This window comes from Clostridium sp. DFI.1.208, assembly GCF_024463855.1.
Classification (GTDB): Bacteria; Bacillota_I; Bacilli_A; order Erysipelotrichales; family Erysipelotrichaceae; genus Clostridium_AQ.
Window position 1 is genome coordinate 42,791 of record NZ_JANGCA010000025.1, and the last position, 23,748, is coordinate 66,538.

Annotated in this window: 26 protein-coding genes and 1 riboswitch; of the genes, 8 read left to right on the forward strand and 18 right to left on the reverse strand. The window is 40.4% G+C overall.

Going from position 1 to position 23,748, the window contains the following annotated elements; translation table 11 throughout:
* Window positions 1-118: 118 nt before the first annotated feature.
* Complete coding sequence (locus NE665_RS13705) at window positions 119-979, forward strand: AraC family transcriptional regulator (RefSeq protein ID WP_117443280.1); 861 nt, start codon at window positions 119-121, stop codon at window positions 977-979.
* Between the two features lie 548 nt (window positions 980-1,527).
* Here the strand turns inward: NE665_RS13705 and NE665_RS13710 are convergent.
* The 12 genes from NE665_RS13710 to NE665_RS13765 all read right to left on the reverse strand — a co-directional run bounded on the left by NE665_RS13710 (window position 1,528) and on the right by NE665_RS13765 (window position 12,904).
* Window positions 1,528-2,184: a hypothetical protein gene (locus NE665_RS13710; protein WP_117443281.1), complete on the reverse strand. Its 657-nt coding sequence runs from the start codon at window positions 2,182-2,184 to the stop codon at window positions 1,528-1,530.
* A 72-nt stretch (window positions 2,185-2,256) separates the two neighbouring features.
* Window positions 2,257-3,351, reverse strand: a complete 1,095-nt coding sequence (locus NE665_RS13715) for an SPFH domain-containing protein (protein ID WP_117443282.1) — start codon at window positions 3,349-3,351, stop codon at window positions 2,257-2,259.
* A 24-nt stretch (window positions 3,352-3,375) separates the two neighbouring features.
* Entirely contained in the window at window positions 3,376-4,212 is an 837-nt protein-coding gene (locus NE665_RS13720; RefSeq protein WP_117443283.1) for a hypothetical protein, read from the reverse strand.
* Window positions 4,213-4,296: 84 nt separating this feature from the next.
* On the reverse strand, window positions 4,297-4,764 hold the full coding sequence (locus NE665_RS13725; protein WP_117443284.1) for a hypothetical protein: 468 nt from the start codon (window positions 4,762-4,764) through the stop codon (window positions 4,297-4,299).
* 731 nt (window positions 4,765-5,495) lie between these two features.
* Entirely contained in the window at window positions 5,496-7,166 is a 1,671-nt protein-coding gene (locus NE665_RS13730) for a formate--tetrahydrofolate ligase (RefSeq protein WP_117443285.1), read from the reverse strand.
* 29 nt (window positions 7,167-7,195) lie between these two features.
* Complete coding sequence (locus tag NE665_RS13735; protein ID WP_256302554.1) at window positions 7,196-8,068, reverse strand: hypothetical protein; 873 nt, start codon at window positions 8,066-8,068, stop codon at window positions 7,196-7,198.
* A 74-nt stretch (window positions 8,069-8,142) separates the two neighbouring features.
* A complete protein-coding gene (purD, locus tag NE665_RS13740) occupies window positions 8,143-9,375 on the reverse strand; it encodes a phosphoribosylamine--glycine ligase (RefSeq protein ID WP_118654783.1) in 1,233 nt (410 codons plus the stop codon).
* Window positions 9,376-9,437: 62 nt separating this feature from the next.
* A riboswitch (purine riboswitch) is annotated at window positions 9,438-9,537 on the reverse strand.
* Between the two features lie 44 nt (window positions 9,538-9,581).
* Entirely contained in the window at window positions 9,582-10,298 is a 717-nt protein-coding gene (locus NE665_RS13745) for a penicillin-binding protein (RefSeq protein WP_117443288.1), read from the reverse strand.
* Window positions 10,285-10,998 carry a hypothetical protein gene (locus NE665_RS13750; protein WP_233104693.1) on the reverse strand — a complete coding sequence of 238 codons (714 nt, stop codon included), beginning with the start codon at window positions 10,996-10,998 and terminating at the stop codon, window positions 10,285-10,287. Before NE665_RS13750 ends, NE665_RS13745 begins: the two co-directional genes overlap by 14 nt.
* Before the next feature lie 11 nt (window positions 10,999-11,009).
* The gene (locus tag NE665_RS13755) at window positions 11,010-11,753 is read right to left on the reverse strand and encodes a hypothetical protein (protein WP_117443290.1); all 744 of its coding nucleotides are present in this window, start codon (window positions 11,751-11,753) and stop codon (window positions 11,010-11,012) included.
* On the reverse strand, window positions 11,750-12,445 hold the full coding sequence (locus tag NE665_RS13760; protein ID WP_117443291.1) for a hypothetical protein: 696 nt from the start codon (window positions 12,443-12,445) through the stop codon (window positions 11,750-11,752). The genes NE665_RS13755 and NE665_RS13760 overlap by 4 nt, the downstream gene beginning before the upstream one ends.
* A 12-nt stretch (window positions 12,446-12,457) precedes the next feature.
* Window positions 12,458-12,904, reverse strand: a complete 447-nt coding sequence (locus NE665_RS13765; protein ID WP_117443292.1) for a LytTR family DNA-binding domain-containing protein — start codon at window positions 12,902-12,904, stop codon at window positions 12,458-12,460.
* Between the two features lie 173 nt (window positions 12,905-13,077).
* Here NE665_RS13765 and NE665_RS13770 point away from each other — a divergent pair, with 173 nt between their 5' ends.
* The 3 genes from NE665_RS13770 (at window position 13,078) to NE665_RS13780 (ending at window position 15,016) form a co-directional block, all read left to right on the forward strand.
* Window positions 13,078-13,287, forward strand: coding sequence for a helix-turn-helix transcriptional regulator (locus tag NE665_RS13770; protein ID WP_117443293.1), 210 nt, complete (start codon window positions 13,078-13,080; stop codon window positions 13,285-13,287).
* Window positions 13,284-13,700, forward strand: a complete 417-nt coding sequence (locus NE665_RS13775) for a hypothetical protein (RefSeq protein ID WP_117443294.1) — start codon at window positions 13,284-13,286, stop codon at window positions 13,698-13,700. The genes NE665_RS13770 and NE665_RS13775 overlap by 4 nt, the downstream gene beginning before the upstream one ends.
* 209 nt (window positions 13,701-13,909) lie before the next feature.
* Complete coding sequence (locus tag NE665_RS13780; RefSeq protein ID WP_118654784.1) at window positions 13,910-15,016, forward strand: alpha/beta hydrolase; 1,107 nt, start codon at window positions 13,910-13,912, stop codon at window positions 15,014-15,016.
* A gap of 272 nt (window positions 15,017-15,288) precedes the next feature.
* On the opposite strand, the gene NE665_RS13785 is transcribed toward NE665_RS13780, so the two are convergent.
* Both NE665_RS13785 and NE665_RS13790 read right to left on the reverse strand, forming a co-directional pair.
* On the reverse strand, window positions 15,289-15,627 hold the full coding sequence (locus NE665_RS13785; RefSeq protein WP_117443296.1) for a PTS lactose/cellobiose transporter subunit IIA: 339 nt from the start codon (window positions 15,625-15,627) through the stop codon (window positions 15,289-15,291).
* Between the two features lie 312 nt (window positions 15,628-15,939).
* Window positions 15,940-16,554, reverse strand: a complete 615-nt coding sequence (locus NE665_RS13790) for a TetR/AcrR family transcriptional regulator (RefSeq protein WP_181968914.1) — start codon at window positions 16,552-16,554, stop codon at window positions 15,940-15,942.
* Window positions 16,555-16,670: 116 nt separating this feature from the next.
* Here NE665_RS13790 and NE665_RS13795 point away from each other — a divergent pair, with 116 nt between their 5' ends.
* Together NE665_RS13795 and NE665_RS13800 are read left to right on the forward strand one after the other, a co-directional pair.
* Window positions 16,671-17,186 (forward strand): NAD(P)H-dependent oxidoreductase, encoded by a 516-nt coding sequence (locus NE665_RS13795; RefSeq protein WP_117443297.1) that lies wholly within the window; start codon window positions 16,671-16,673, stop codon window positions 17,184-17,186.
* Window positions 17,183-17,806 carry a flavodoxin gene (locus NE665_RS13800; protein ID WP_117443298.1) on the forward strand — a complete coding sequence of 208 codons (624 nt, stop codon included), beginning with the start codon at window positions 17,183-17,185 and terminating at the stop codon, window positions 17,804-17,806. Before NE665_RS13795 ends, NE665_RS13800 begins: the two co-directional genes overlap by 4 nt.
* Before the next feature lie 180 nt (window positions 17,807-17,986).
* Here NE665_RS13800 and NE665_RS13805 read toward each other — a convergent pair whose 3' ends face one another.
* The 4 genes from NE665_RS13805 to NE665_RS13820 all read right to left on the reverse strand — a co-directional run bounded on the left by NE665_RS13805 (window position 17,987) and on the right by NE665_RS13820 (window position 21,705).
* Entirely contained in the window at window positions 17,987-19,216 is a 1,230-nt protein-coding gene (locus tag NE665_RS13805; protein ID WP_117443299.1) for an HD domain-containing protein, read from the reverse strand.
* Between the two features lie 169 nt (window positions 19,217-19,385).
* The gene (locus tag NE665_RS13810; protein ID WP_117443300.1) at window positions 19,386-20,558 is read right to left on the reverse strand and encodes a substrate-binding domain-containing protein; all 1,173 of its coding nucleotides are present in this window, start codon (window positions 20,556-20,558) and stop codon (window positions 19,386-19,388) included.
* A complete protein-coding gene (locus NE665_RS13815) occupies window positions 20,555-20,944 on the reverse strand; it encodes a (deoxy)nucleoside triphosphate pyrophosphohydrolase (RefSeq protein WP_117443301.1) in 390 nt (129 codons plus the stop codon). The genes NE665_RS13810 and NE665_RS13815 overlap by 4 nt, the downstream gene beginning before the upstream one ends.
* 2 nt (window positions 20,945-20,946) lie before the next feature.
* Entirely contained in the window at window positions 20,947-21,705 is a 759-nt protein-coding gene (locus NE665_RS13820) for a Tim44-like domain-containing protein (protein ID WP_233104694.1), read from the reverse strand.
* Between the two features lie 161 nt (window positions 21,706-21,866).
* On the opposite strand from NE665_RS13820, the gene NE665_RS13825 reads away from it, so the two are divergent.
* Together NE665_RS13825 and NE665_RS13830 are read left to right on the forward strand one after the other, a co-directional pair.
* On the forward strand, window positions 21,867-22,853 hold the full coding sequence (locus NE665_RS13825) for a Gfo/Idh/MocA family oxidoreductase (protein WP_117443303.1): 987 nt from the start codon (window positions 21,867-21,869) through the stop codon (window positions 22,851-22,853).
* A 3-nt stretch (window positions 22,854-22,856) separates the two neighbouring features.
* Window positions 22,857-23,222 (forward strand): DUF6483 family protein, encoded by a 366-nt coding sequence (locus NE665_RS13830; RefSeq protein ID WP_117443304.1) that lies wholly within the window; start codon window positions 22,857-22,859, stop codon window positions 23,220-23,222.
* Window positions 23,223-23,748: the final 526 nt, after the last annotated feature.

Sequence of the window (23,748 nt, forward strand, 5' to 3'; positions counted from 1 at the left end):
CACTGTTAGCCCTTACACCATTAGTATAGTGTTTCAGAATGCTAAAAAAAAGAAATCCCTTGTTTCATCATGGACATTTATTGTCCTGACAAGTACAATATAGGAAAGAGGTGATAGGATGCTCGCGAATTTTGAACAGAGAAGCTATAAGGACTACGGCCGTGTATGGGTGGGCAGATATCGTAATCTGCATAATCTGGCGCATTGGCATCTGGAGCATGAAATCATTTATATTGAAAAGGGGCATGTAACCGTTTCGCACAATGATAAGGAATATCTGTTACAGCAAGGAAACCTGATATATATCAATAGCTCCCAGATTCATTACATCACCAGTAACGGTGATTCCATCGTCAGCATCATCATGTTTGACAGCAGCTTTCTACCGGAACGCATGCGAACCCTCGGTGTGCAAAATGCTGTTTTAAAGCAGGCATATTCCTTCCAGACAACCTTTGCTTGCATACAGCAGGAGCAGGAGGAGAAAAGGCCCTTTTATGTGGAAGCCATACACCATCATATGGAGCGGTTGTTGCTGGAAATCTATCGGGGAGAGGAATTGATTCAGGAGGGGGATACAAACCAGAATGAAAATCTGCCGGAATACAAAAAGCTTCTGTATGAAATACAGAAGCAGTATGCGGATATCACATTTTCGCAGGCCGCGAATAGAATGGGGCTGTCAGAATCCTATTTTTCAAGATATTTTCACAGAATGTCCGGTATGACGTTTTCACGGTATCTGAACATCATACGAATTGAGAAGGCCATCGAGCTATTGAAGGAGGATATGCTGAGTGTAACCGAAATATCCATGCGCTGCGGATTTGATACGATTCGTCATTTCAACCGCGTGTTTAAGGATATTACCGGGATGTCTCCGCGACAGCTGCCGAAGGAGTTCGTTTTATACCACCATACAACCAGGATGCTGCACGATAGCTTTGATCCGACGCTGGAGGAGTCAATACTTTTATAAAACAAAATGCTATCATATATTTTCATAATGCATCATTAAAGCACTTTACCTACAAAAGCTCAGCCCTTCTTAACCTATACATTGCAATAATCTAAAAAACAAATACAAATTTACGCCAAGCTATTATGAAAACTCCAGCGATGTGATGAATCAAGAATAGACTTATTCAGACAAAACGGAATTCGCTGTTCTGCTTTGCTTTCATTGAACGACATGCGCTTGTTCCTTTCAATCCTTATAAAAATCATCAAGGGCAACAAGTCTGACTTCATCATGCGCTGCTGTATATTTCATAACATCTTCATAAAATCCATTTTTTGAAAATAAATAATAAATCTATCTCTTCTTCTCTTTTTTAAAGGATTACATCCCCACCACCTTCCTATATTCTGATATAAGAAAGGTGCTTCTTTTCGTGTACGACGGTCCTGCATATACTACTGGCACATTTTTTCAAAAACAACTCCCATAAAATCATTTATATTATTTTTTACAAAATTTTATCTATAAAATATAATTATATGCACGCATTTCTATAATAATATTTTTTATTTCTTTTTCAGTTCAGTTCTATAGTCTAACAACGAATTAATTTTCAAAATAAGAATATTTAATGTACTAATTGTTTCACTACAAACATTAGGTTCTAAATCTAATACCAAATCAGATAGTTCGTTTAAGTTTTGCACAATTAAATGTTCGCATGAAAAAACAGCATCATTTTCATAACTAAATTCACTTTCACTATAAATTTTCTCAGAAAGGCATTTCATTTCGTATATTATTGCATCAAGCTCTTTACTATTCCTTATTTTTTTTATTTGTTTTAAAATATCATTAGTTTCCTGAATTAATAAATAACATTCTTTTTTCGTAAGGATTTCTTTACTATAATTAAGTTCAATTTTCCGATGGAATTTCCTTCCAACGAAAAACAGAGATAGAATAAAACAACCAAGCCATATATAACAGAAAATCCGAATAATAAATATTTCTGAAGTATTTATGATTTCATTGTTGAAAGTAAATATACCTTTCATTAACTTTTGTACATCTGGAAAGATCATGTTAAACCATATTTCATCACCATATAATTCAGGAAATACAATAAAAATGGTAATTATACCAACTAATATAATAATAATTGGAACAAAAAAAACTATCTTTTCTGATATTCTCTTATATATCCTAGATTTATTTTGCAATGTTTCGATACCTCCTAAGTAGTATAGGTATCCCTATATTATAATAAAATAGCGACATAAATCTAATTGATGTCATACCTTTATTTTCTGTCCACAACTTCCGCAAAATTTACTTCCCCCTTTATTAATAAATCCGCAAGTAGAACATTCTACAGTGATAAGAGAACTTCCACATTCTCCACAGAATTTTATGTTTTCTGATACTGCAGCACCACAGTATGGACATAACCTTTGCTTTATAAGTTCTCTTCCACATTCACCACAAAATTTCATTGAGGTATTATTTTGAGCACCACAATGAGAGCAAATGAGAGACTGTACAGAGGCTGCATGTGTGATATCTCTAAAACAATTAAAATTCTTTTCATTTTTTCCAGAATTAATATCTATAGAGTGATTTTCTGCAAGCTTCTCAATGATATCTAATGATCTACGTTGTTGGTAGAATTTTGAACCCAGTGCAAGTTCTTCTTTATACTCTCTCAATTTTTCATATTCTTCTGGGCTAGGAGCTATCGAAATACAATAAAAATTTTTTAAATCAATCCCAAAACGTTCAAACTCATCATCAAGTTTTTCTTTAAAAGAATCTGATAATTCAGCTAAATACTGTGATATTTCTAAAAAAGATACTTGTTTTTTTATCATGTAATCTGCAGTAATAGATTTTATTTTAGCATTTATTAGTCCATTGAAAAATCTTAATATAAGTAGGTGATTTTTTTGACTGCTATTTGGAATAGCTCCTATTATATTGGACACAAATAAGCGCGAATTTTTAATAGACATTCCATATTGCCCTCTTGCACCGATATTCAAAATCAATCCATATTTAGGATCCTCTATCGGTATTGGCGTTGAAGTCCCCCATTTCATATCTAGATTTACAGTTTTATTAACAAAGTATATTTCTGCTGAAAATGGGGTTTTACCTCCAAACGGCAGATTCACCAATTTATTTAAGATTGGAAGGTTTCCTGTAGTAAGTGTATAAGTACCCGGGCCAAACAAATCTAATGCTTCTCCCCCCTTAAAAAGAAGTGCTTCCTGACCTTGACTAACAACTAATTGAGATCCTAAAACGAGTTGATCCGAAGGATATTTATAAATTAACCAATGTGATTCATTTGAATTGCCAGTATACTTAATTCTATCAAAAACAGCCATATTTTCCACTTCCTTTTCAATACATTATCCTTCTCTTCGTATTTGCTTTTTTAATTCACGTGCAAATATGTTATACGACTTATCACTTTCCAAATCATTAATATATGAAAACACTAATTCTTCTGCTTCTCTATCTTCGTATTTGGCTAATTGATAAGCATATAAAAATATATTTAAAACCTCTGCTGCAGGTTTTGGTAAATGTTTTCCTGTTAAAAACCCTCCTTCTAACTGACACCAACGAGCACGTATTTTCCTGAATTTCGCCATAGCAAAGTATGCGCGCCAATCGTCAGGACAAATATCTACTGCTAATTGGGCAATCTCAGATTCATCACAGCCAATTACTCCACAGACTAAATCAAAAATATTATGACGATTTTCTCTTAAAGAAAGGTTATATGTCCTGATGAAAGCAGCTCTTAAATTATGATCTGGTAAAAACCGTGTCATATCAATAAACGTATCCATCTCCTGCTTTTCCTCTTTTGCAGCATTATATGCTTTTCTATATGCAGGAACAATAGATAAGTAACCTGTTCTTTCCCCGCCAGTAGAGGCATATCCAAGCCATGCACTCCAGCAATCAGGCTCAATATCTATCGCTCTTTTGAATTTACCATTCGCCCTTTTATCATCCCCAAGATTAAGTAAGGTGTAACCCTCTGTCAAAAGTTCCTTAACATCTTTTCCTTCATATCCATAAACATTCTTTGTGATATTTTGAGTGATTTTTTGAACAATCTGATCCTGTTTTATAACAAACTGCGAGAAACAGTGCTCACATGTTCCTATTTCATTTGAATTATCAAGAATTATATTACCACCGCATTGTTCACAAATCAAACTTATTTTAGCCATATGTATATCTCCTTATAAAGCGAAGATGAGATGAGAAAAATTATCACATATCTCATCTCATCTATTAACAAAATCACTATTATCCTAATCTTGATCAGTAATCGACATTTGTGTTGACTTATAGCCACTATTTGCTAATTTAAGTCCTAATTGACCAAATGCAGATTCAGTAGCTTGTTTTGCGGCAGTATAGAAAGCATTGCGTTTCTGTTGTTTAAATACATTACCAATAGCAGCATCAAAGGCCATAGTTGAAAATATTTTTTCCTGAATCAACAAATATGTTTCTACATAAAGATAACTTCCTACAGAGGTATTGGAAATCGCAATTTTCGCTTCACTGTCTACATCAACAACAACACATTGCTCTTTTGCAGCAAAAACAGCTCCCATTAGGCCTTTTCCACCCTTGAGTGTTTGAATTGTAGCCTTTAATGGGTACTGTTTTGCCTGTAATTCATTTAGTATTGCCTGCTCTAGTTGATCTCTTTTTCCTCCTGCATCTTCAAATATGTAACTGTCACTGCGTCCTGTAAATTTTGTATTAGCCATTTTTTCCTCCTATTGTGGGGATATTACGCTAATCATAAATAAAATAATATGTTTGAAATACAAATTTTACTTTGTATTTTAATCTACATCATTCTGAATACTATACTTTGTTTTCATGATTAGATTTATTTGTTATCATACTATTTAAATCAAGCGACTCTCCCACCCATTAATCGCTTACATTTTACAAAATTTACAAGCAATTGTCAATGATATGTAATTTTTATTGTTTAAGGTTATTGTTTAAGTCTCAAAAATATTTAACCCCGTCTAATTTCTAATTATTTTTAAATAATATCAAAGATTATTGTTTATTAATATAAAAACCATGCATAGGGCTGTTAAGCATAAGGGATTATGAGAAGCTATGAAATAACATACTTCTCATATTAAAGCACGTTATTTCATATATTATCGTCTTGAATAATCGACGAATATCTATCAAAGTTATATTTATGTTTATATAGCAAATCTAATACTTGACTCAGCAAAGAAATAGACTAACTTCTTTGCACCAATAAAGATATGAAAACAACAGTAATCTATAATCTTGAATAATCATCCTGGCTAAATACCACAGAAAAACAAGAGCTCTTTAATAATTTTTTTAAAATTAAGAAATCTCTTGTTTTATTTTCATTAAGTTAAATATTTTAAAGTGATTTTTTGAAAATCCTCTAACTTTCTTTTAATTGACTTTTAATCATAATATTCCTCTTAATACTCTATTTTTAGAACAATCCTTCGATATGCCCCTTTTCATCGATATCCATGTTATTTGCCGCAGGCACCTTTGGAAGCCCTGGCATCGTCAGTATCTTACCCGTTAATGCAACCAGGAAACCGGCGCCAAGACTCGGACGCAGCTCACGAACTGTAATTGTAAAATCCTTCGGAGCCCCATATACCTTTGCATCATCGGACAGTGACATCTGTGTTTTAGCCATACAGATCGGCATCTTATCCCAGCCAAGGGAAGTATACAGCGCAATTTGTTCCTTCGCCTCTTCTGTGAATGCTACTTCTTTTGCGCCATACACCTTGGTCGCAATTGCTGTAATCTTTTCCTCGATGCTCTGTTCCACAGCATACAGCGGAGCATAGCTGTTTTCCTCTGCACAAAGCTCCACCAGCTGGTTAGCAAGATCAAGCGCACCTTCTCCGCCCTTTGCCCATACCTGAGAAAGGCTCATTGGATGACAATGCTCTTTGCACCAGCCCTGCAGTGCTTCCACCTCTGCAGGAGTATCGCTCGCAAATTCATTGATTGCTACAATATAAGGCAGTCCAAACTGCTTCACGGTATCAATATGCTTTGCAAGATTTTCACATCCTGCCAGCATCGCCTCTACATTTTCATCCTTTAAATCCTCATACGCTACATTGCCATGCTGCTTCAAGGCACGAATTGTTGCGACAATTACCACAGCATTTGGCTTCAAGCCGCCGAAACGACACTTGATATCCAGAAATTTCTCAGCTCCAAGATCCGCACCAAAGCCTGCCTCTGTAACAGTATAATCCGCAAGCTTCAGACATGTTCTTGTCGCAAGAATGGAATTACAGCCATGCGCGATATTGGCAAACGGACCGCCGTGAATCAGTACAGGATTATGTTCCAGTGTCTGTACCATATTCGGCTTGATTGCATCCTTCATAACCATTGCCAGAGCCCCCTCGATACCAAGGTCCTTTACATAGATCGGCTCCTTCTTTGAATTAAATGCTACCAGCATATTGCCAAGGCGTTCCTTTAAATCCATTAAAGATGTGGACAGACAAAGAACCGCCATTACCTCACTGGCCACCGTGATATTGAAGCCATCCACACGTTCCACACCATTCGCCTTTGGTCCCTGTCCAATCGTAATGTGACGCAGCGTACGATCATTCATATCCAAGCAGCGTTTCCATGTGATGTTCTCTATATCGATATCCAGCTCATTTCCCTGATGAATATGGTTATCCAGACATGCGGAAATCAAATTGTTTGCTGTTGTAATCGCATGCATATCCCCGGTGAAATGCAGGTTGATATCCTCCATTGGTACAACCTGAGCGTAACCGCCGCCGGCAGCGCCTCCCTTCAGACCGAATACCGGTCCCAGACTCGGCTCACGAAGTGCGATCATCGTCTTTTTCCCCAGCCGGTTCAATGCATCCCCCAAACCGACGGTCGTTGTGGATTTTCCTTCCCCGGCCTTTGTCGGATTGATTGCGGTTACCAGAATCAGCTTACCGTCTTCCTTGTCTTCATTTCTGTGCAGCAAATCGAGAGACACCTTTGCCTTATAGTTTCCATAGTATTCCAGATCCTCTTCTCCTACACCGATTTTTGCCGCAATATCACGGATATGCTCCATTTTACATTCCTGTGCAATTTCTAAGTCTGTTTTAAACATAGCTTCCTCCTTGTAAATTTCTCTTATCCTTATTCAGTAAGCTTCATCAAGCCCCACAGATCATTCTGCTTCGCAAATACAACCCTCTGACTTGGTGCTGTGATACTTTCGATGCCTTCATACAAATATTCTTTCTGGTCCTTCGTATATAGTCCAATATACGGCTTTTTCTCTACCTTCACATAGGTATCATTCAAAACATCTGCCGCAGCATACGCAAAATCGCTTATCAGCTTCCCTGTTTTATCCATGATAGCCCATTTTCCATCCTTTTTTACAGCATTTAAAGCTTCCAATGCCATATGGGGACGATAAACACGCTCCTTCATATGTACAGCTTCATATACGGTTTCCGAATGCAGCTTTCCCTTTGTGACAAGTACAAAGCCTTCCTCTGTTCTACTATCCGCTCCGTCTTCCTCACCTGTTATTTTCAGATTAACCGGCAGGAAGAAGGCATCTGCCTTTATATCAGCACAGATCGTTTCCAAATCCGTTTTTTCCTCTACATATGCGGATGTATTCATATCATAGCGAATAGCATAAACATTTTCACCTTGATCATCAACATAGTAGCTGGTCTGCGGCCCAATAATTCCTGTCCAGCAGCCCTGATCATAGCCCTCAACATAGAGCAGCTGTGAGAGATATTTCAAATCTCCATCACCGCCTTCCATGACACCATAAGCATCATCCATGAAGCAGGCCTGAAACTTATACTTCATAGCAAGCAGAAGATCGCCCTTAGCATTTATGAAGCCTTCTTTGTTTCCATCATTCACAAGAAAGCCCTTGTCGTACAAAGCGATTGGGTCCGTTTCATATGCAGCAAACGGTTCTTTCACCCAGCTAATCTGCTGTATCTCCCCCTCAGATTCCTGCTCTGCTTCCTTCTTTGGCATCTCCTTTGATGTGCATCCAAGGAGTGCCATGCCTATGCACACAGATGCAAAAAGCGGCTTCCAGTTTCTCATAGCTACATATCTTTCTTTCCGATATCATTTCTGTAAAAGAGCTTATCACAGTGAATTCTACGCACATCCGCATATGCTTTCTCATATGCTTCCTCCAGTGTATCCGCTGCAGCACACACGCACAGAACACGACCGCCGTCCGTTACCAGACTGCCGTCCTTTTCTGCCGTTCCCATGTGAAATACCATCGAATTCACATTCTCAAGGTTTTCAATGACAGCGCCCTTTGTACTGGAAGCAGGATATCCCTCACTGGCCATAACAACACCAAGCGTAACCCTGTCGTCCCATTCCAGCTCTGTCTTGGAATGATTCATGATATTCTCAATCACATCACAGAAATCCGTTTTCAGCCTTGGCAGAATAACCTCTGCCTCCGGATCACCAAAGCGTGCATTGAATTCAATCGTTTTGATACCGTGCTTTGTCAGCATCAGTCCGCCATACAGGAATCCGGTGAATGGATGCCCTTCCTTCACCATTGCCTTTGCCATCGGTATCATAACAGAATTCATCGTTTCCTCTATAATGTCCGGTGTTATCTTCTTAACAGGAGAGTAGACGCCCATACCACCGGTATTTGGCCCTTTATCTCCATCATACGCCGCCTTATGATCCTGTGCAATTTCCATTGGAAGCACCAGCTCATCGCATACAAAGCAGATCAGTGAGAATTCAAAGCCCTCCAGGCATTCCTCAATGACAACACGGTTACCCGGTATACTGAACGCGATTTCGATTGCATCCAGTGCTTCCTTTAATTCATAGGCAACCGTAACACCCTTTCCTGCCTTCAAGCCGTCTTCCTTTATCACGATGGGCACACCCTGATGCTCCACATAGCCAATCGCATCCGCTTTATTGTCAAAGGTCTGGTAGCTTGCGGTCGGTATGCCATACTTCGCCATGATTTTCTTCGCAAAGTCCTTGCTGGACTCCACCTGTGCCGCATCCTTTGTCGGTCCGAAAATCTTTAGTCCCTCTGCCTGAAACGCATCCACGATACCCAGTGACAGCGTTGCCTCCGGTCCGACAATCGTTAAATCTATTTCCTGTTCCTTTGCAAATGCGGTTAAGCCCTTTACATCACTGTCCGCAATGTTGACACACTCCGCAAGCTCTGCCATTCCGGGATTTCCCGGAGCTGCATAAATCTTCTTTACCCGGCCGCTTCTGCTGACCGCATGTACCAGTGCATGCTCTCTTCCGCCTTTACCGATTACCAATACTTTCATCAAACAATCGCTCCTTCCGAAACATAAAAAGCATGAAAAGTCACAGTAAACCTTCCATGCATTGAGCCAAAAAGTTTACTTGTAGTTCGCCAATTTACGGTTGGCGAGTAGAGACGAATCATCCAATCATGTTTCTATACAAGTAATATTTCCACTCTTATTTTACTTTATTTCGTACAACATTACAATTCCATTTCAGGAAAGTTTCAGGATTCAAATATCACATTTAACTGCATTCCGAACTCTTTATGAATTGGCAGCACCTGTTCTCCATAATATATTTCCTCCTTACCGGCCTTTTCAAATGTATATTTCAGACTGGTATAAGTATAGTCATATTCAGAAAATGGCTTATAACGGATATTGATCTGATAGTTTTTCTGATCCTCGCTTATATTTACAGACTCCAGCTGTAAATCACGATTTACAGCTTCTACCTTCTTCAGCTTTCCATATGCTTGTTTATGAATCCGTATATTTATGCACCGCTCATCCTGCGCACTGCCTGATATTTCTGACTCCTGCAATGCATTTCCTTTCTTAGATCGTATATCATACCGTCCGATATCTGCCGTCTTCTCTTTGCCGTTCTCTGTATACCTCAGTGTATGAAATTGTACCCGACTCCCTGTTTTCAAAGGAACATATGCCGTTAATGTTACATCGGTGGAAAACCACACCGCAGGGTCAAGAGGCTGTATTACTTTGAAATCTTCCAGCTTTGGATTATCAACTGCTTTTGTGGAAGAATCCTTCCTTTCAAAGAAAACACTTTCGACTGCATACTCTGTTGTTTTGATATACTCCACACTATTGCGCTGAAATGCTATTGTAGAGAATACTGGTTGTATATTGTACCAGAGAAGAAACAGGACAACTATGATGACAGACAGAAGCAAAACCACTTTCTTATTTATTTTCACTGTGGATTCCTCCGTTTTCTACCGTGAAGCGAATTTCCTCATGCACAGGATTTCTATTTTTCCCTTCTGTGACATTGCGCAGATCCAGCTTTAATTCAGAAGCATCACAGGATTCCTGCATAGTTCCGCGAACCATGACAGATAGGTTTTTATCTTTGGGATTCATTATAATATTCGTTGCATATTTACCACCGAAAATATCCTGCAGCTCTACATAGTAATACTCCTTTACATCTGTAGCGGTACGTTCATAACTGATGATATAAACATAATCCTTTTTATTTTTAATTACATACTGCATCCGGATTCCGGACTTCAGCTCCTGCTCATGGTAAGAGACAGACTCCCTGCTTTTTAACTTCTCCATTTGCTGTATTTCTTCCTTGATTGTCTCTTCATTTGCATTTAAATTCAGATAACTGTCCATGGTGTAACAGCTTTTTACTTTCGCTTCCTTCGGCTGTGTGTTCATAGCAAATAAAACCAGAATAAGCGCTCCTGATAATACTGCATAGATGGATAAAACGGATGCAGGGGCAGGGAGGTTTCTCACGGTTTTTCCAAGCAGAGCAGCATTCAGATTTTTATCATAGCGATATCGATATAGAACATAAAGGAAAGCTCCGCCAAGAACTGATAGAAGTAAAACCCATGGCCATTGCGTATAGGAGGCTGTAACTTTCTGTGCAAACGTATCCATGTGCGTACCTGTCACACAGCAAGGCGCTGAAAGCCTCTGCCCGCCGTTGGATTTCCATTTCTATAAAGCTCAACTACACCTCGTCCATACCGCTGTATCCTTCTGCCGTTTTTTTCAAAGGTATAGCAGAAATTTGTAGCTGTCATATCATATTCCTTTGGCAGCTCATAGCGAAGAATAACTCTTGTGTCTGTATCAAAATCGCCATATTTATTTCTCTGAATTTCAATCTTTACCGGAACATCCGGATTAACAGCCTCAACGTGAATAAGTCTTCCTGTCTCCTTTGTATATACGTCGATGTATAGCTCTTTTTCTTCTGAATCCCAGTTCTTTGAAATGGAGGCTTCTTCTATTCCCATTCCGTTTTTTTCTATTTCATATATACCAATATCCGCTGTTTTCCCCTCCTGATCCTTTTGATAGGTGATTTTGGAAAAGCTTACCTTCATTCCTTTAAACATGGGAAGCTGAATTCCATACGCATAGAAATCCTCATCCTCCATAGGAGTTTCCTCATCGATTACATAACGAGGATCAACTACAGTATCCGCCTTGTAATCTGCAATTCCCGTTACTCTGACACCATCACCGCCTTCTTTTTTAAACCGGACGATAAGACTTTCTTCCATGTCCTCTTCCGGGAAATGAAATCGATTGCTTGCTTTCAGAAATGTCGCTTCCTTCTGTACCGGAGCACATCCTCCTATACAGCAGAGAATAAGCAGCCCTGTAATTCCTGCGATTCTTTTCATCGATGGATACCTCCCTTTTCAATCGTATAGCTGTCATAATAATCGACACGATTCTTATTTTTCCCCCGGGTATAATTATATATGTGAATGCTGCGCTTCTGTGCTGCACACGAATCCTTGATCGTTCCTGTGGTCATGGATATGATTTTCCGCGAATCCGCCTTGATTTCCCCACTTGTCCAGCCACTATCCGTACGATTACGGATAATAATCTGTTCATCCTTTTGCGGTGCTCGAAGCAGATCATACATAACGACATATACATATTCCTTCCGATTATTTACAGCATAGGTAACGGTTACATGCTTATTGGGCTTTTCCTTCTGCATACTGAGAGAGGTACTATCCTTCCTCAGCGCAGCCAGCTGTTCCTGCACTAGCTCTTCGTCCACACCAGCATACTGTTGTGTATCATACATATCACATGTCGTTTCACCTTGCTTTGATTCACGCAGATAATAATAGCCCATATACCAGGATAGCGTCAGGATTGAGAGAATCCCCCAAATGCATACCACTGTCCGGACTGTTAATAAATGAATCTGCTTTTCCGGTGCTTTCAAATGTTGATTGACCCGCAGCTCATAGTAATGCTTATAAAGGACATAAATCACCAGACCTGCCACTAAAAGAAGCATGATAAGCAGAAGCAAACCGGCGGATGATTGTCTGTCAAACAAAGTCTGTAGCATACGCATCCCTCCTTAAAATCCCATTTCTTCCTTGAACCGGTAATAATAGCTTCTGGATACCTCAATTTGATCCTCGTTTGTGAGGATAAGCGTAAATTTTGAATTCAGACTGCTGCGGATTCGCCGTATATCCTTTTTATTTACAATAAATGCCTTATGAACTCTCAGAAATCCCCTTTCATACAGATTGGCCTCCAGCTGATACATCGTTTCTTTTACGCGGTAACAGCCATCCATCGTATGTATCCATATTTCCTGGGAAATGCTTTCTATATAGATGATATCTTCAACAGCAAGACGCATGTATTCCTCCCGATCCCTGACAAGCAGATAGCGGTAATCATAATTGGCCTCGTATAGTACATAATCGGCATCCTCACAAACAGTAACCTGCCCCTTTTGAAGATCATCCAACAGCTGTTCTCTCATCTCTTTTCTGCATAATAGCTTAAGTTTCATACTTTCACCCTTTTCACCTATAGTTTATCGGAATTCAAGGGAAACACAAGCGATATTATACAAGATACAAATATAAGCAGTAACCTGCACAAGAAAAGCAAATATATGTAAAGCATACTTCACATTTTAACCATACGGTGGTATACTAAAGATGTAAAGGAGGCTTCACATTCATGAAGAATAGAATCCGGGAGCTTCGGCAGGAATTACAAATGACACAGGAAGATCTGGCACAGCGGTGCAGAGTCAGCCGGCAGACAATTATTTCGCTGGAGAAGGGCAAATATGATCCTTCCATCCACCTCGCACACCGTATAGCAACAATTTTTCATCATCGTATCGAAGAGGTATTTCTGTTTACAGAAGGAGTGGATGAATTATGAAAGAACAGAATATTATAAGGATGAAATGCATTATGATTCTACTGTTTATCATTCTATCCGTCGTGCTGATTGTTGTCGGCTTCTCAGAGGAATATCGCGGTTCCTCCCTGTTCAGCGGCGGTGTCGGCGGTCTTGTCGCCTCCCTGTGCATGCTAAAAACGGTATGGTCTGCCAGAGTATCACAAAAGAATCGTGAGCAGCTAATCATCAGTGAAATAGATGAACGCAATCTCCTAATTAAGAAAAATAGCGGAGCTCAGGCGTTTCACATATCCCTTATCACAACCCTTGCAGCCTCTATCCTTGCTTCCTTATATCATGAAGAGATCATCTGCAGCTATTTTCAAATTCTTCTGGGCATTCAGCTATTGGCTTATTTTCTGATTCAGATTTATTACAAAAAGAGACTGTAAATTTTCATATAAACTTGATGAATGAAGCCGGCAATAGCGCAGCAATGATTGACTGCCGCATGCTATTGGGTACCTGCAAGGCTGCTTTAAAAATACTGCCTGTGTATGAACTTGCGGACGCTTGTATTCAGGAGATCTGTCAGGCTTCGCAAACAGTATGCTCACCAAATGAAGGCGATATTGTAATATAAGTAAAGGAGATGCTGTCTATGCAGCTTGTATGGGTTCTGCTCATTGCGGCAGCCATTACAGTTTTTGAGATTCTCATCTATCGTTATCATTTTCCAAGATTTTTTCTGTTTATCTTTCCGCTCATCAATATTTGTCTGGAAATATGCATTGTTTTTTACATTCTGCGCCAGCAGGCACTGGTTACCAGCTATTATCCGCTATGGGTTCGGATCGGCATCTACCTTCTGCCGCTTCTGCTATCCCTGTTTATCATGACCGGGCTTCTTGTGCACCGATATGTAAATATGGAATATACAAAACCATTCCGCCATATCGTCTGCCGTCTGTTTGCATTTCTTCTGATCAGTATGCTTTTCATCTTTCTCACAACCATCTATTTTGCACAGGAATATGTTATCTTTTATCCAAATGCAAGTCCTCAGGAACGAGATAAGCTCATGACGGATAAAACCTATGAACGCATCAGCTTAGATTCTCAATATGTCGGGTGGCTGAAAAAAGCAGAAAATGCGGACAGCATCCTCGTATATTTCGGAGGAAATGCACAAAACACCAGCGCCTTATGCAGAGAGTATGATGAAAGTGGAATTTTTTCTTATATGAAAAACACATACTTTCTCAGTGTTGACTACCCTTCCTATGGAGACAGCAGGGGCTCCCTGTCACAGGTTGAATTATTCAAAATGGCAGATGCCGTGCTGCACTATGCCCGTCACAGGTTTCCGGATAAAAAGCTGATTCTTGTCGGCTACAGCATTGGTACGGGAATTGCAAGCTATGCAGCCTCTATATCACAGCCGGATGCACTGATTTTACTTTCTCCATACAATAACGGCAGGGATTTATTCAACTCCTATTTCCCCGTTTTCTATGGACCCTTGCAGTACCTGATTCGCTATCCCCTAACCAGTGATAGGTATGTTAGCACAGTGACCTGTCCTGCTCTGGTCATACTGAGTGATCGGGATACCATTGTTTCTCCTGGCCTCTCAAGGCGTCTGATACAAAGCTTTCCCAAACCGGTAAAGGTCATGCATTTTGATACCCTGCAGCATGGTGATATCGCTATGAACAATGAGGTATGGCAAGCTATTGTGAGCTTTCTCAATGGGCTTCATGAATGAAGCTGCACCGTGATTATGCTTAACCGGCAGCCATTGTCAAAATGTGATAGCTCGATTTTCTGAGTATTTTGAATGTCGAAAACATAGCGATGAAACCTGCTTTGTTCTCTGGTTACGAGCGCTCTTTGAAGCAATAAACATTTCGTTTATTGCTCTTTTATGTTTAGAAGGAAGTGGTCGTATGTATGAAACCATCATGTTCACATTTCTATGCTGGCCTATGCCAAAGCTCCACGTAAAGAAATAAAAAACATGGAAATCACACCATGTCTTTATCCTCTATCATATATTTTTTCTTCCAGCTCATCAAATTTACGATACAAATCAACAAATTCATCACATAAAATCTTAAAGGATTCCGCACTCATCAGTAAATCCTGCGCATGTGTGAGAAGAAGATTCAAATCCACCGGATTTCCACCAGCTTCCTCCTGCACGAGACGCTGATGTATACGATGCCCCTTGGCATATAGTTCATTGCCCTTTCTTACAAGCTCGTTGCACTGTCCGTAGTTTTTGCTTTTGACCTCCTGAATCGCTTCGATATAAAGACTTCTAGCCTGTCCCACGGAAGAAATGATTTCTAGTATCTCGAGTTCTGAACTACCCATCGTATCCATCTCCTGACCTTTTCTGTTCTACTATTGTATCATACCCATACCGTGATTTCACTAGGAATTTCAAGAAAATGATATCTCTTACAAAAGCTGCCAAATTCATGATGGGAAGAAGAAGCCTCTTTATGTTTTCATAGATAGTGAAGATGCAGCGCTATTTTTATTATGCCTTTAGATTTCCTGATGAATTCACTGTCTAATGCATAGAATAATACGTTGATATCCTGTCTTCTTTTTGCAAAAGAATACTGCGCGGAAAATGTATACGACAGAATTATCCTTTACACTGTATTTTAAGAAAACGGTTTACCTAGAATAAGCAGACCTCATACAGCGCAGATTGATTTCCCTGCGTATAATCTCCTCTGCCGTTTTCAGTGCTTCCTCCTGAGAATCTATAATTTTATATGCAAACATGTTGCTCAGCCCCATAACCAGGCTCCACATAAAGAGGATTTCTTTCTGATACTCCGCCTTCGGACAATCATGTTTTTTCAAAAAAGCAAGGGCGGTGCAGCGGAAAATTTCATAAGATTCCACAGATTTCTCCTTTAGGTCGTGCAGCTGAAACATTTGGGATTTCATGGTGTTGGTATGATATTTCAAAAAATCAGGGTGCTGTACCATAAAGCTCACATAGCCTGTACCAATCTGAATGATAGCTTCATCCACATCACCACCTGCAATTTCGCAGGACTTTTGCAATGCCGCGGTGAACTGATCCTCTATATAAGCAGAAATGGCATTCATAAATTCTTCCTTATTTTGAAAATGCTTATACAATGCAGTATGTGATACATGGCAAAGCGCGGCAAGCTTTCGCATAGACAAGCTCTGCTCTCCATTCGCATTGATATAACGAATGCCTTCCTTAATCAGTGTATTTTTTAAATCCTTATGATGGTAGCTTTGTTCCCGCATGCAGATCAATCCCCTTTCTATGTATCTGTATTTTATCACACGATGTTGACAGTGTAAACATTCTATGATAATCTATCAATGTAAACAGCGTTCACTTAGCTGAGAAAGGATGAATCATGAAGACCATACTATCCGATATTCCCTTATCACCTCTGCATTTTTCTGAACATGTCTTTGTATTTGACATTCATAAGCTCAAACAAACAGCACCTTGCGCAGGATGCTTTTCCTGCTGGGTAAAAACCCCGGAAGCCTGCATTTTTCAAGACGATATTTCTTCCTTTACAGCTTCAATGAAACAAAGTGATATGCTTTATATCCTTACAAGGAATGTATATGGCTCCTATAGTCCATTTGTGAAATGTGCAATCGATCGCTCCCTTTCCTATGTGCAGCCGTATTTTACGATCCGTAATCATGAAATGCACCATGTGTTGACCTCCTCTACTCACCTGCAGCTAATTGTTATTGCATATGGCAGTGAGGATGTGCAGGAACAAAACGCTCTTCAAGCACTTGTTCAGGCAAATGGAGTCAATATGGACTGCAGAAATGTACAATGCCATCTCTGCAAAGACAGCGAAAAGGCCCTTGCCCTCTTACAAACAATGGAAGGAGTGACAAGTAGATGAACTGTGCAATCGTATGCGGCTCACCAAAATCATCGAACAGCTGCAGTGAAATGCTGGCAAAGCGTCTTTTTTCGGGCATGGAGGATATCACTGTTTTTCAGAGTATAAATATCCATAAAAATCCTCAGCTCCTTCAGCAGCTGCAATCCTATGATACCGTTGTGCTTACTTTTCCTCTTTATTTTGATGCACTGCCTTCCCATCTTCTCAGCTTTCTTGTGCAGTGGGAAAAAGAGCAAAAGAGCGTTCCTGTAAAGGGAAAGCTGTATGCCATCGTGAATTGCGGCTTTTTCGAGGGAAAGCAAAACCGTTGTGCCCTTCAGATTGTGGAAAACTGGTGCAAAAAAACCGGTATGTGTTTCATGGGGGGAATCGGTATCGGTGCAGGCCCCATGCTGAATGAAATACAAGCTATGGCGTGGGAGCATGGTCCAAAGGCACCTGTTGATAAAGCCCTGCGGTGCATGAGAGAAGCAATTTTGACGGATACTGCAATCGAAAATAGTTATGTTCAACCGGCGTTTCCACGCAGTCTTTATATGAAAATGGCGCATCATTCCTGGAATAAGCAATTAAAAAGGAATGGCTATCGTCCTAGAACGGTATATCCGCGAAAATAATCTTTATCAGTGCTGTACTTCCTATTCGTGCAGTTCCCTCTTTTCATATCGGATTGCTGGGATAAAACGTCGTGATAAGCCAGCCTGTCATAAAAACCGTCATAGGACGGCTCTCCCTTCAAAATGAAAATCGTTATCAATATAACGGCTTCCCATTGGATAGGAGTAGTCTTATGACGGTTATTTTATATGCAGTTTTTCTTCAGGGAAGTAAATCTTAGATTCCTCTTTCAAATCAGCTCTTGTCAATGCACGAACAATATCGCTGGCCTTTGACAGCTCCTTAACCTTGCCGCTTTCCTCGAGAACCCAGATATTATGTCCGCTTTCATTGCTCTTATAAGGAGAGTACGGCTTTTGAGAGACAACATCCTGATACACATAGTAATCCGGATCGTATCCCAATGCCTGTACATGAAGCTGAATGCGTTTTAAATCCTCCGGATATTTCAGGGTCACATATTCAAACAGCTTTCGATTCAAAAGCCGATAGGCTATATCACGCAGAATTTCATCCCTGCAGGACACCAGCTCGGAGAATCCATACAGGGCTGCGGATTCATCCAGACGATACAAAGCATCAATCCCTGCATCCGCACCACAAAGGAATGGATGAAACATTTTTACATCGCTCAGATATTCAGGATGCAGTACAAACACCTCTTTCATCCTGCGAAACAGTATAGAAAGCAAGGTCTCATAGCTGCGGGCTACCGGATGAAGATATACCTGCCAATACATATGATAGCGGGCCATGATATAATCCTCCACGCTGTGTATTCCACTGGCCTTCACAACAATCCTTCCATTCTTTACACGTATTGTTCTTAAAATTCGTTCCAGATCAAATTTTCCATAGCTGGTCCCTGTAAAATAGGCATCCCGCAGAAGATAATCCATACGATCCGCATCCAGTTGACCGCTTACCAGCTGATTCATACATTCCTTCGGATGGCGATATTGAATAATGCTTGCGACATCCTCCGGCAGCCGTGCGTCACAGGCAGCCAGAATTTGGTGTATCTCACTGTTCTCTGTTATGATTTTCACAGTGTATTCTTCATGCTTATACATACTTATGCCTTCAAAGGCATGGGAAAACGGTCCATGACCGATATCATGAAGCAACCCTGCAAGCATTGCTACCGCTTTTTCATAATCACTTAATGCTTCTCGCAGCTGATCAATTTCATAAACCATGCGCCGTACGATTTCATAAACACCCAGAGAGTGGGAGAACCGTGAATGCTCCGCTGTATGATATACCTGAAAATCTCCACCCAGCTGATGGATCCGCCTCAGGCGCTGCATCTCCTTTGCATTGATGCAATCCCATACAACCTGCAAATCCACATGGATATAACCGTGAATCGGATCGCGCAGGACTTTTGTTTCATCTGTTTTTAGCATAATCTCTCACCCTCTTTTCTATTTCCATTATACTATAAAGCGCTGCGTAATTATAACAAATTATGGAATTTACAAAGCATACCAATCATCAACCATAATAGAATATCGGCGAGTATTTACAAATACAAAGAAAACCGGAGCCACTTTCCGATTCTCTTTACTATACATGCTATGAGCCTGCCACATATCCTGTTTTCTCAATCAGCTCTTTCCCTTCCTTCGATTGTATCCAGTTTAGAAATGGCTGCAGATTCTTATTCGTATTTCCTTTCACATAAATTGCATAAAACGGACTGCTGATTGGATATGTATCCATGCGTATATTTTCAACACTCGGTTCAATGCCATCCACCTTGAGCAGGCGGATTCCTTTGTTTTTTACCATCCCCTGCGTGTAATAGCGAAAGGAATAACCGATTGCATTTTCTCTATTTTCATATTCTGCAGTTTCCGTCACGATATCGCCCATACCGCTTGCCACATCCTTTTGCGGTGGCGACATCAGTTTCTTTCCCTTCATAAAGCGCAGCAAAGCAGATTGCGAACCGCTTCCCTCCGGACGCTGGAAGGCTCGAATTCGTCTATTACTACCACCGACATCCTTCCAATTTGTGATGTTACCGCTGTAAATATCCTGAATCTGCTTTGTCGTTAATGATTCCACCGGATTCTCAGAATTCACAAAGAATACGAAGGCCTCCATACCGAGGGGAACCATGACAAGCTCCTTCTCCTCTTTTTCAAACATTTCCTTTTGCTTATCGCTGGGAGCTGCCGCAAAAATGAGATCAGTATCGCCGTTCATTAGACTTTCATATGCAAACGGTGTTGTTGTACATCGCACAGTATCTGCACTATAATCAGCATAGCCTTCCTCAGGATACACTGCCTGCACGAAGGAAGCATATACTGGGTATAATGCTGTTGCGCCGTCAAGCCTTAAAAGTGGTTCTTGCATGGAATAAGAGCTTTTTTTATCGAGAATTGCCAGCTTATCGCTATGAAACGGTTCATATTCAAACAAATCAACCTCACTGCGCATCACCTCAAACCGGCTCTGCCATGCATCATACGCAAAGGTTCCCCCCAGTATACAGCCTCCCAAAGCAATCGGAAGAATCAGCAAAAGCTGCATCTTTTTTTTCAGCCATCGCTGATACCGATGCTTCGTAATCAGCATACTCCAGAGGTAGATAAATACCATAATCACCGTAAGAATAAAAACCGGTGACATATATCTATGTGCGGTTGCCCATACAAGCATAAACGCAGTCATCGAAACAAGCGGTAGTGCTATAATCGTTATCAGCGTCAGCAGTACAATGAAAAATGCCCACATCATAAGCTGTAGCCCTGAAGCATATCCAGAATGGGATGATCCGCTGCTTCAAATTGATAGCTGTAAAGCTCACGCGGAGTTACCAATGCATATTCATGATGCGCATGCAGGCGAATATCACCACATATATATTTGCAAAGATAGGCGTGTACGAGCAAGGTGCAATCCTCTCTGTTATCACGGATCGTTGTAAGATACCTGTCGATATCCACACACAGCTCCAGCTCTTCCTGTATTTCCCGAACTACTGCCTGTTCCCTTGTTTCCCCCGGCTCTACCTTACCGCCTGGAAACTCCCAGATGTTTTCATGTACACTGCTGCTTCGTTTCGCAATGAGCAGACGCTGATCCATGCATATAACTGCACATACGATATCCTTTGTTTTCATCTCTATTCCCTCCAGTCTGTAAAATCCTCCGGGTTCACATCCTCCTTCTGTCTGACATCGTCCAGATAAAAGGAATTCCCAATTCTTTGCAGCTTCCAGTATTCCACAAAGGTAGATTTTTTGCGTGAACCTTCCGTCACTGTGTGCGTCTGTGAATTCACGGTATAATCAACCATGCTTCCTTCGATGTACAGCCAGCAGGAATCCTGACTGTCATCGCTATAATCCTGAACGCCGACTACCGCACTTCGCAGCAGCTTGATGTGATCCAAAACATTGTGCTCATTACGCAGCTCCATCCAGGTAAGGCGCATCTTCCATTGCTCATACAAATGCTCTGTAAGATAAGGCTTCAGGTCTTCAACTTTTGCATTCGTCCATGCCTCCTGTACATGATAGTAAATATCCTCAACGCGCCGTTTGATTTGTTTTTCATTCCAAATGGAATCCATATCATCTATCCTTTGCAGCAGCGCAGCACTTTGCTTTGCTTTCTTTTTCACTCTTCTTCGATAGGCAAGCATTGGCATGGCAGGTATCAATACAAGCAGACCTCCCATAGCGATTGTAGAGAACATACTGCCAATCGGATCATTGTATCCGCGACCATGATAATGATTGGAATTTGTACTTCCCGATGATGTGCTGCCCCCGGAGCTGCCACCACTGCCGCCGGAACCACCCCCTCCTGCTCTCGCCTGTACGGATAGCGGTAATAGAAGCGGTAGGACAAATAATAAAAGAAGGTATTTCTTTTTCATGATATCACCCTTTACATGTTCATTATACAGGAAAAACCCCAGATAACAATTCATGAAAAACCAACAGTTTTTTAAGAATTGAATATTGTAAAAGGCATTCTCTTTCTCTGTTCACAAACAAGCATATGTGCTATATTTAAGATAAGAATGGAGGGATCATCATGAAAGTAGCAACCATAGGAACAGGCTTTATCGTAGACTGGTTTTTAACAGCCGTACAGGAAAGCGCCGGCATCAGCTGTGTTGCCATGTATTCCCGTAAGGAATCCTCTGCCCGTACATTGGCAGACAAATATGGAATCGATAAAATCTATACAAAGATGGATGAGATGCTGAAGGATGAGGACATCAATTTCGTTTATGTCGCATCACCGAATAGTCTGCATTTTGAGCATGCATTAAAAGCATTAAAGGCAGGAAAGAACGTCATCTGTGAAAAGCCGTTTACATCCACTGTGAAGGAATTCGATTGTCTGGTAAAAGAAGCACAGGCGCGCCATCTGTATCTATTTGAAGCAATCGTAACTGCACATATGCCAAATTATCTCCGTATGAAGGAAGAGCTTCCAAGGCTTGGCACCATTCGTATGGTTCAGTGTAACTTCTCTCAATACTCCAGTCGCTATGACAAATTTCTACAGGGAGAAACACCGAATGTATTCAATCCGGAATTCTCCGGTGGTGCATTGGCTGACATCAATATTTATAATCTGCATTATGTTATCGGCATGTTTGGAAAGCCGAAAAAGGTGCATTACTATGCCAATCTACATGACAACGGCATTGACACAAGTGGTGTCGTATTACTGCAATATGACGGCTTTCAGGCGGTATGTGTCGGCTGTAAGGACACACGAAGTGAATGCATTGCACAGATTCAGGGAGAAAAGGGATTTATCACCATGCGTTCGGAGACAAGCAGATGCGCAGAGTTTACCATACAGATCGGCAGAGAAAACATCGAGCATCCTTCCATTGTGCAGAATGATGTAGCTTTGTATTATGAATTACAGGATTTCCGTGACATCTTTAAGCTGGATGATTATGAGCGCTGCACACGGCTGCTCGCTTATTCAAGAACTGTTATGGAAGTGTATGAGACAGCCAGAAAGGATGCCGGAATCGTGTTTGCGGCAGACAGGAAATAAGATATGAGTGTATTTGAAAACGACTGGATCATGCGCCAGATTGAAGGTATGACCGACATGCTGGGCAAGGTGCTTTTACATCGTGAGAAAAGTGAAATCAGGGTGGAGGATGAGCTCAGTGATGAGGACGTAAAAAAATACCACAAAGAGATACAGAAGCTGTTAAAGGAAAAAAAATATTCAGAAGCTATACAGTATTTACGTGAAAATTTTGCGACCGGCAGCATGGAATATCTAAAGGTTGCACTTTCAGCGTTTGATCAATTAAATTCTTTGCGTGAACCAGAGCTTCAGGAAGGCGGATATTCACGACAGGAGCTGTATAATGATCTTGAGTTCATTACGGAGCAATACGGCATTCATCTATAAAGCACGCAGGAAGTGATCATTTACCTTCTATCCCACAAAAAAAGCAAACTATTCCTGCAAGTTATGCACAGTTTTCTATTTGGTTTATGTTGCAGTTTTCGTTTTAATTATCATCATACAGAAACACTTCCTGCATGCAGAGCATAAAGGGCGATGATGTTTTGAATTCCTTTTTCATTTCGTATGACAGTGAATTTTTAGTACAAGTGGATGATAAAATCAGATAAGAACAATTTCTAATGTGGATCATGAAAAGGATGCATTCACTTTCAATCCAGATAATACCCATAATGGGATGTTGATAGATTTAAACATTAAGTAAAAACAAAAAATAAATGCCGTTTTCTTAAGAAGAAAGCATGCAGATTTACAACATAAGACGCAAGCCTCAACTTGCGTCTCAGATTGTTGACAAAAGCCTATACCTTTTCGTAAGGACATAGGCTTTTTATTGTATATAGGCAATTTTCGAAATGAAATTGTCTTTTTTTGTATATTTTGAAGGATATATTGAATTTTTTGATGA

Excerpts from the sequence above, each read along its gene's own strand:
- NE665_RS13705 (WP_117443280.1), top strand. The coding sequence starts at position 119 with ATGCTCGCGAATTTTGAACAGAGAAGCTATAAGGACTACGGCCGTGTA.
- NE665_RS13715 (WP_117443282.1), bottom strand. The coding sequence starts at position 3,351 with ATGGCTGTTTTTGATAGAATTAAGTATACTGGCAATTCAAATGAATCA.
- NE665_RS13720 (WP_117443283.1), bottom strand. The coding sequence starts at position 4,212 with ATGGCTAAAATAAGTTTGATTTGTGAACAATGCGGTGGTAATATAATT.
- NE665_RS13725 (WP_117443284.1), bottom strand. The coding sequence starts at position 4,764 with ATGGCTAATACAAAATTTACAGGACGCAGTGACAGTTACATATTTGAA.
- NE665_RS13730 (WP_117443285.1), bottom strand. The coding sequence starts at position 7,166 with ATGTTTAAAACAGACTTAGAAATTGCACAGGAATGTAAAATGGAGCAT.
- NE665_RS13735 (WP_256302554.1), bottom strand. The coding sequence starts at position 8,068 with ATGCCAAAGAAGGAAGCAGAGCAGGAATCTGAGGGGGAGATACAGCAG.
- purD (WP_118654783.1), bottom strand. The coding sequence starts at position 9,375 with ATGAAAGTATTGGTAATCGGTAAAGGCGGAAGAGAGCATGCACTGGTA.
- NE665_RS13750 (WP_233104693.1), bottom strand. The coding sequence starts at position 10,998 with ATGGATACGTTTGCACAGAAAGTTACAGCCTCCTATACGCAATGGCCA.
- NE665_RS13755 (WP_117443290.1), bottom strand. The coding sequence starts at position 11,753 with ATGAAAAGAATCGCAGGAATTACAGGGCTGCTTATTCTCTGCTGTATA.
- NE665_RS13760 (WP_117443291.1), bottom strand. The coding sequence starts at position 12,445 with ATGCTACAGACTTTGTTTGACAGACAATCATCCGCCGGTTTGCTTCTG.
- NE665_RS13765 (WP_117443292.1), bottom strand. The coding sequence starts at position 12,904 with ATGAAACTTAAGCTATTATGCAGAAAAGAGATGAGAGAACAGCTGTTG.
- NE665_RS13770 (WP_117443293.1), top strand. The coding sequence starts at position 13,078 with ATGAAGAATAGAATCCGGGAGCTTCGGCAGGAATTACAAATGACACAG.
- NE665_RS13775 (WP_117443294.1), top strand. The coding sequence starts at position 13,284 with ATGAAAGAACAGAATATTATAAGGATGAAATGCATTATGATTCTACTG.
- NE665_RS13780 (WP_118654784.1), top strand. The coding sequence starts at position 13,910 with ATGCAGCTTGTATGGGTTCTGCTCATTGCGGCAGCCATTACAGTTTTT.
- NE665_RS13785 (WP_117443296.1), bottom strand. The coding sequence starts at position 15,627 with ATGGGTAGTTCAGAACTCGAGATACTAGAAATCATTTCTTCCGTGGGA.
- NE665_RS13790 (WP_181968914.1), bottom strand. The coding sequence starts at position 16,554 with ATGCGGGAACAAAGCTACCATCATAAGGATTTAAAAAATACACTGATT.
- NE665_RS13795 (WP_117443297.1), top strand. The coding sequence starts at position 16,671 with ATGAAGACCATACTATCCGATATTCCCTTATCACCTCTGCATTTTTCT.
- NE665_RS13800 (WP_117443298.1), top strand. The coding sequence starts at position 17,183 with ATGAACTGTGCAATCGTATGCGGCTCACCAAAATCATCGAACAGCTGC.
- NE665_RS13805 (WP_117443299.1), bottom strand. The coding sequence starts at position 19,216 with ATGCTAAAAACAGATGAAACAAAAGTCCTGCGCGATCCGATTCACGGT.
- NE665_RS13810 (WP_117443300.1), bottom strand. The coding sequence starts at position 20,558 with ATGATGTGGGCATTTTTCATTGTACTGCTGACGCTGATAACGATTATA.
- NE665_RS13815 (WP_117443301.1), bottom strand. The coding sequence starts at position 20,944 with ATGAAAACAAAGGATATCGTATGTGCAGTTATATGCATGGATCAGCGT.
- NE665_RS13820 (WP_233104694.1), bottom strand. The coding sequence starts at position 21,705 with ATGAAAAAGAAATACCTTCTTTTATTATTTGTCCTACCGCTTCTATTA.
- NE665_RS13825 (WP_117443303.1), top strand. The coding sequence starts at position 21,867 with ATGAAAGTAGCAACCATAGGAACAGGCTTTATCGTAGACTGGTTTTTA.
- NE665_RS13830 (WP_117443304.1), top strand. The coding sequence starts at position 22,857 with ATGAGTGTATTTGAAAACGACTGGATCATGCGCCAGATTGAAGGTATG.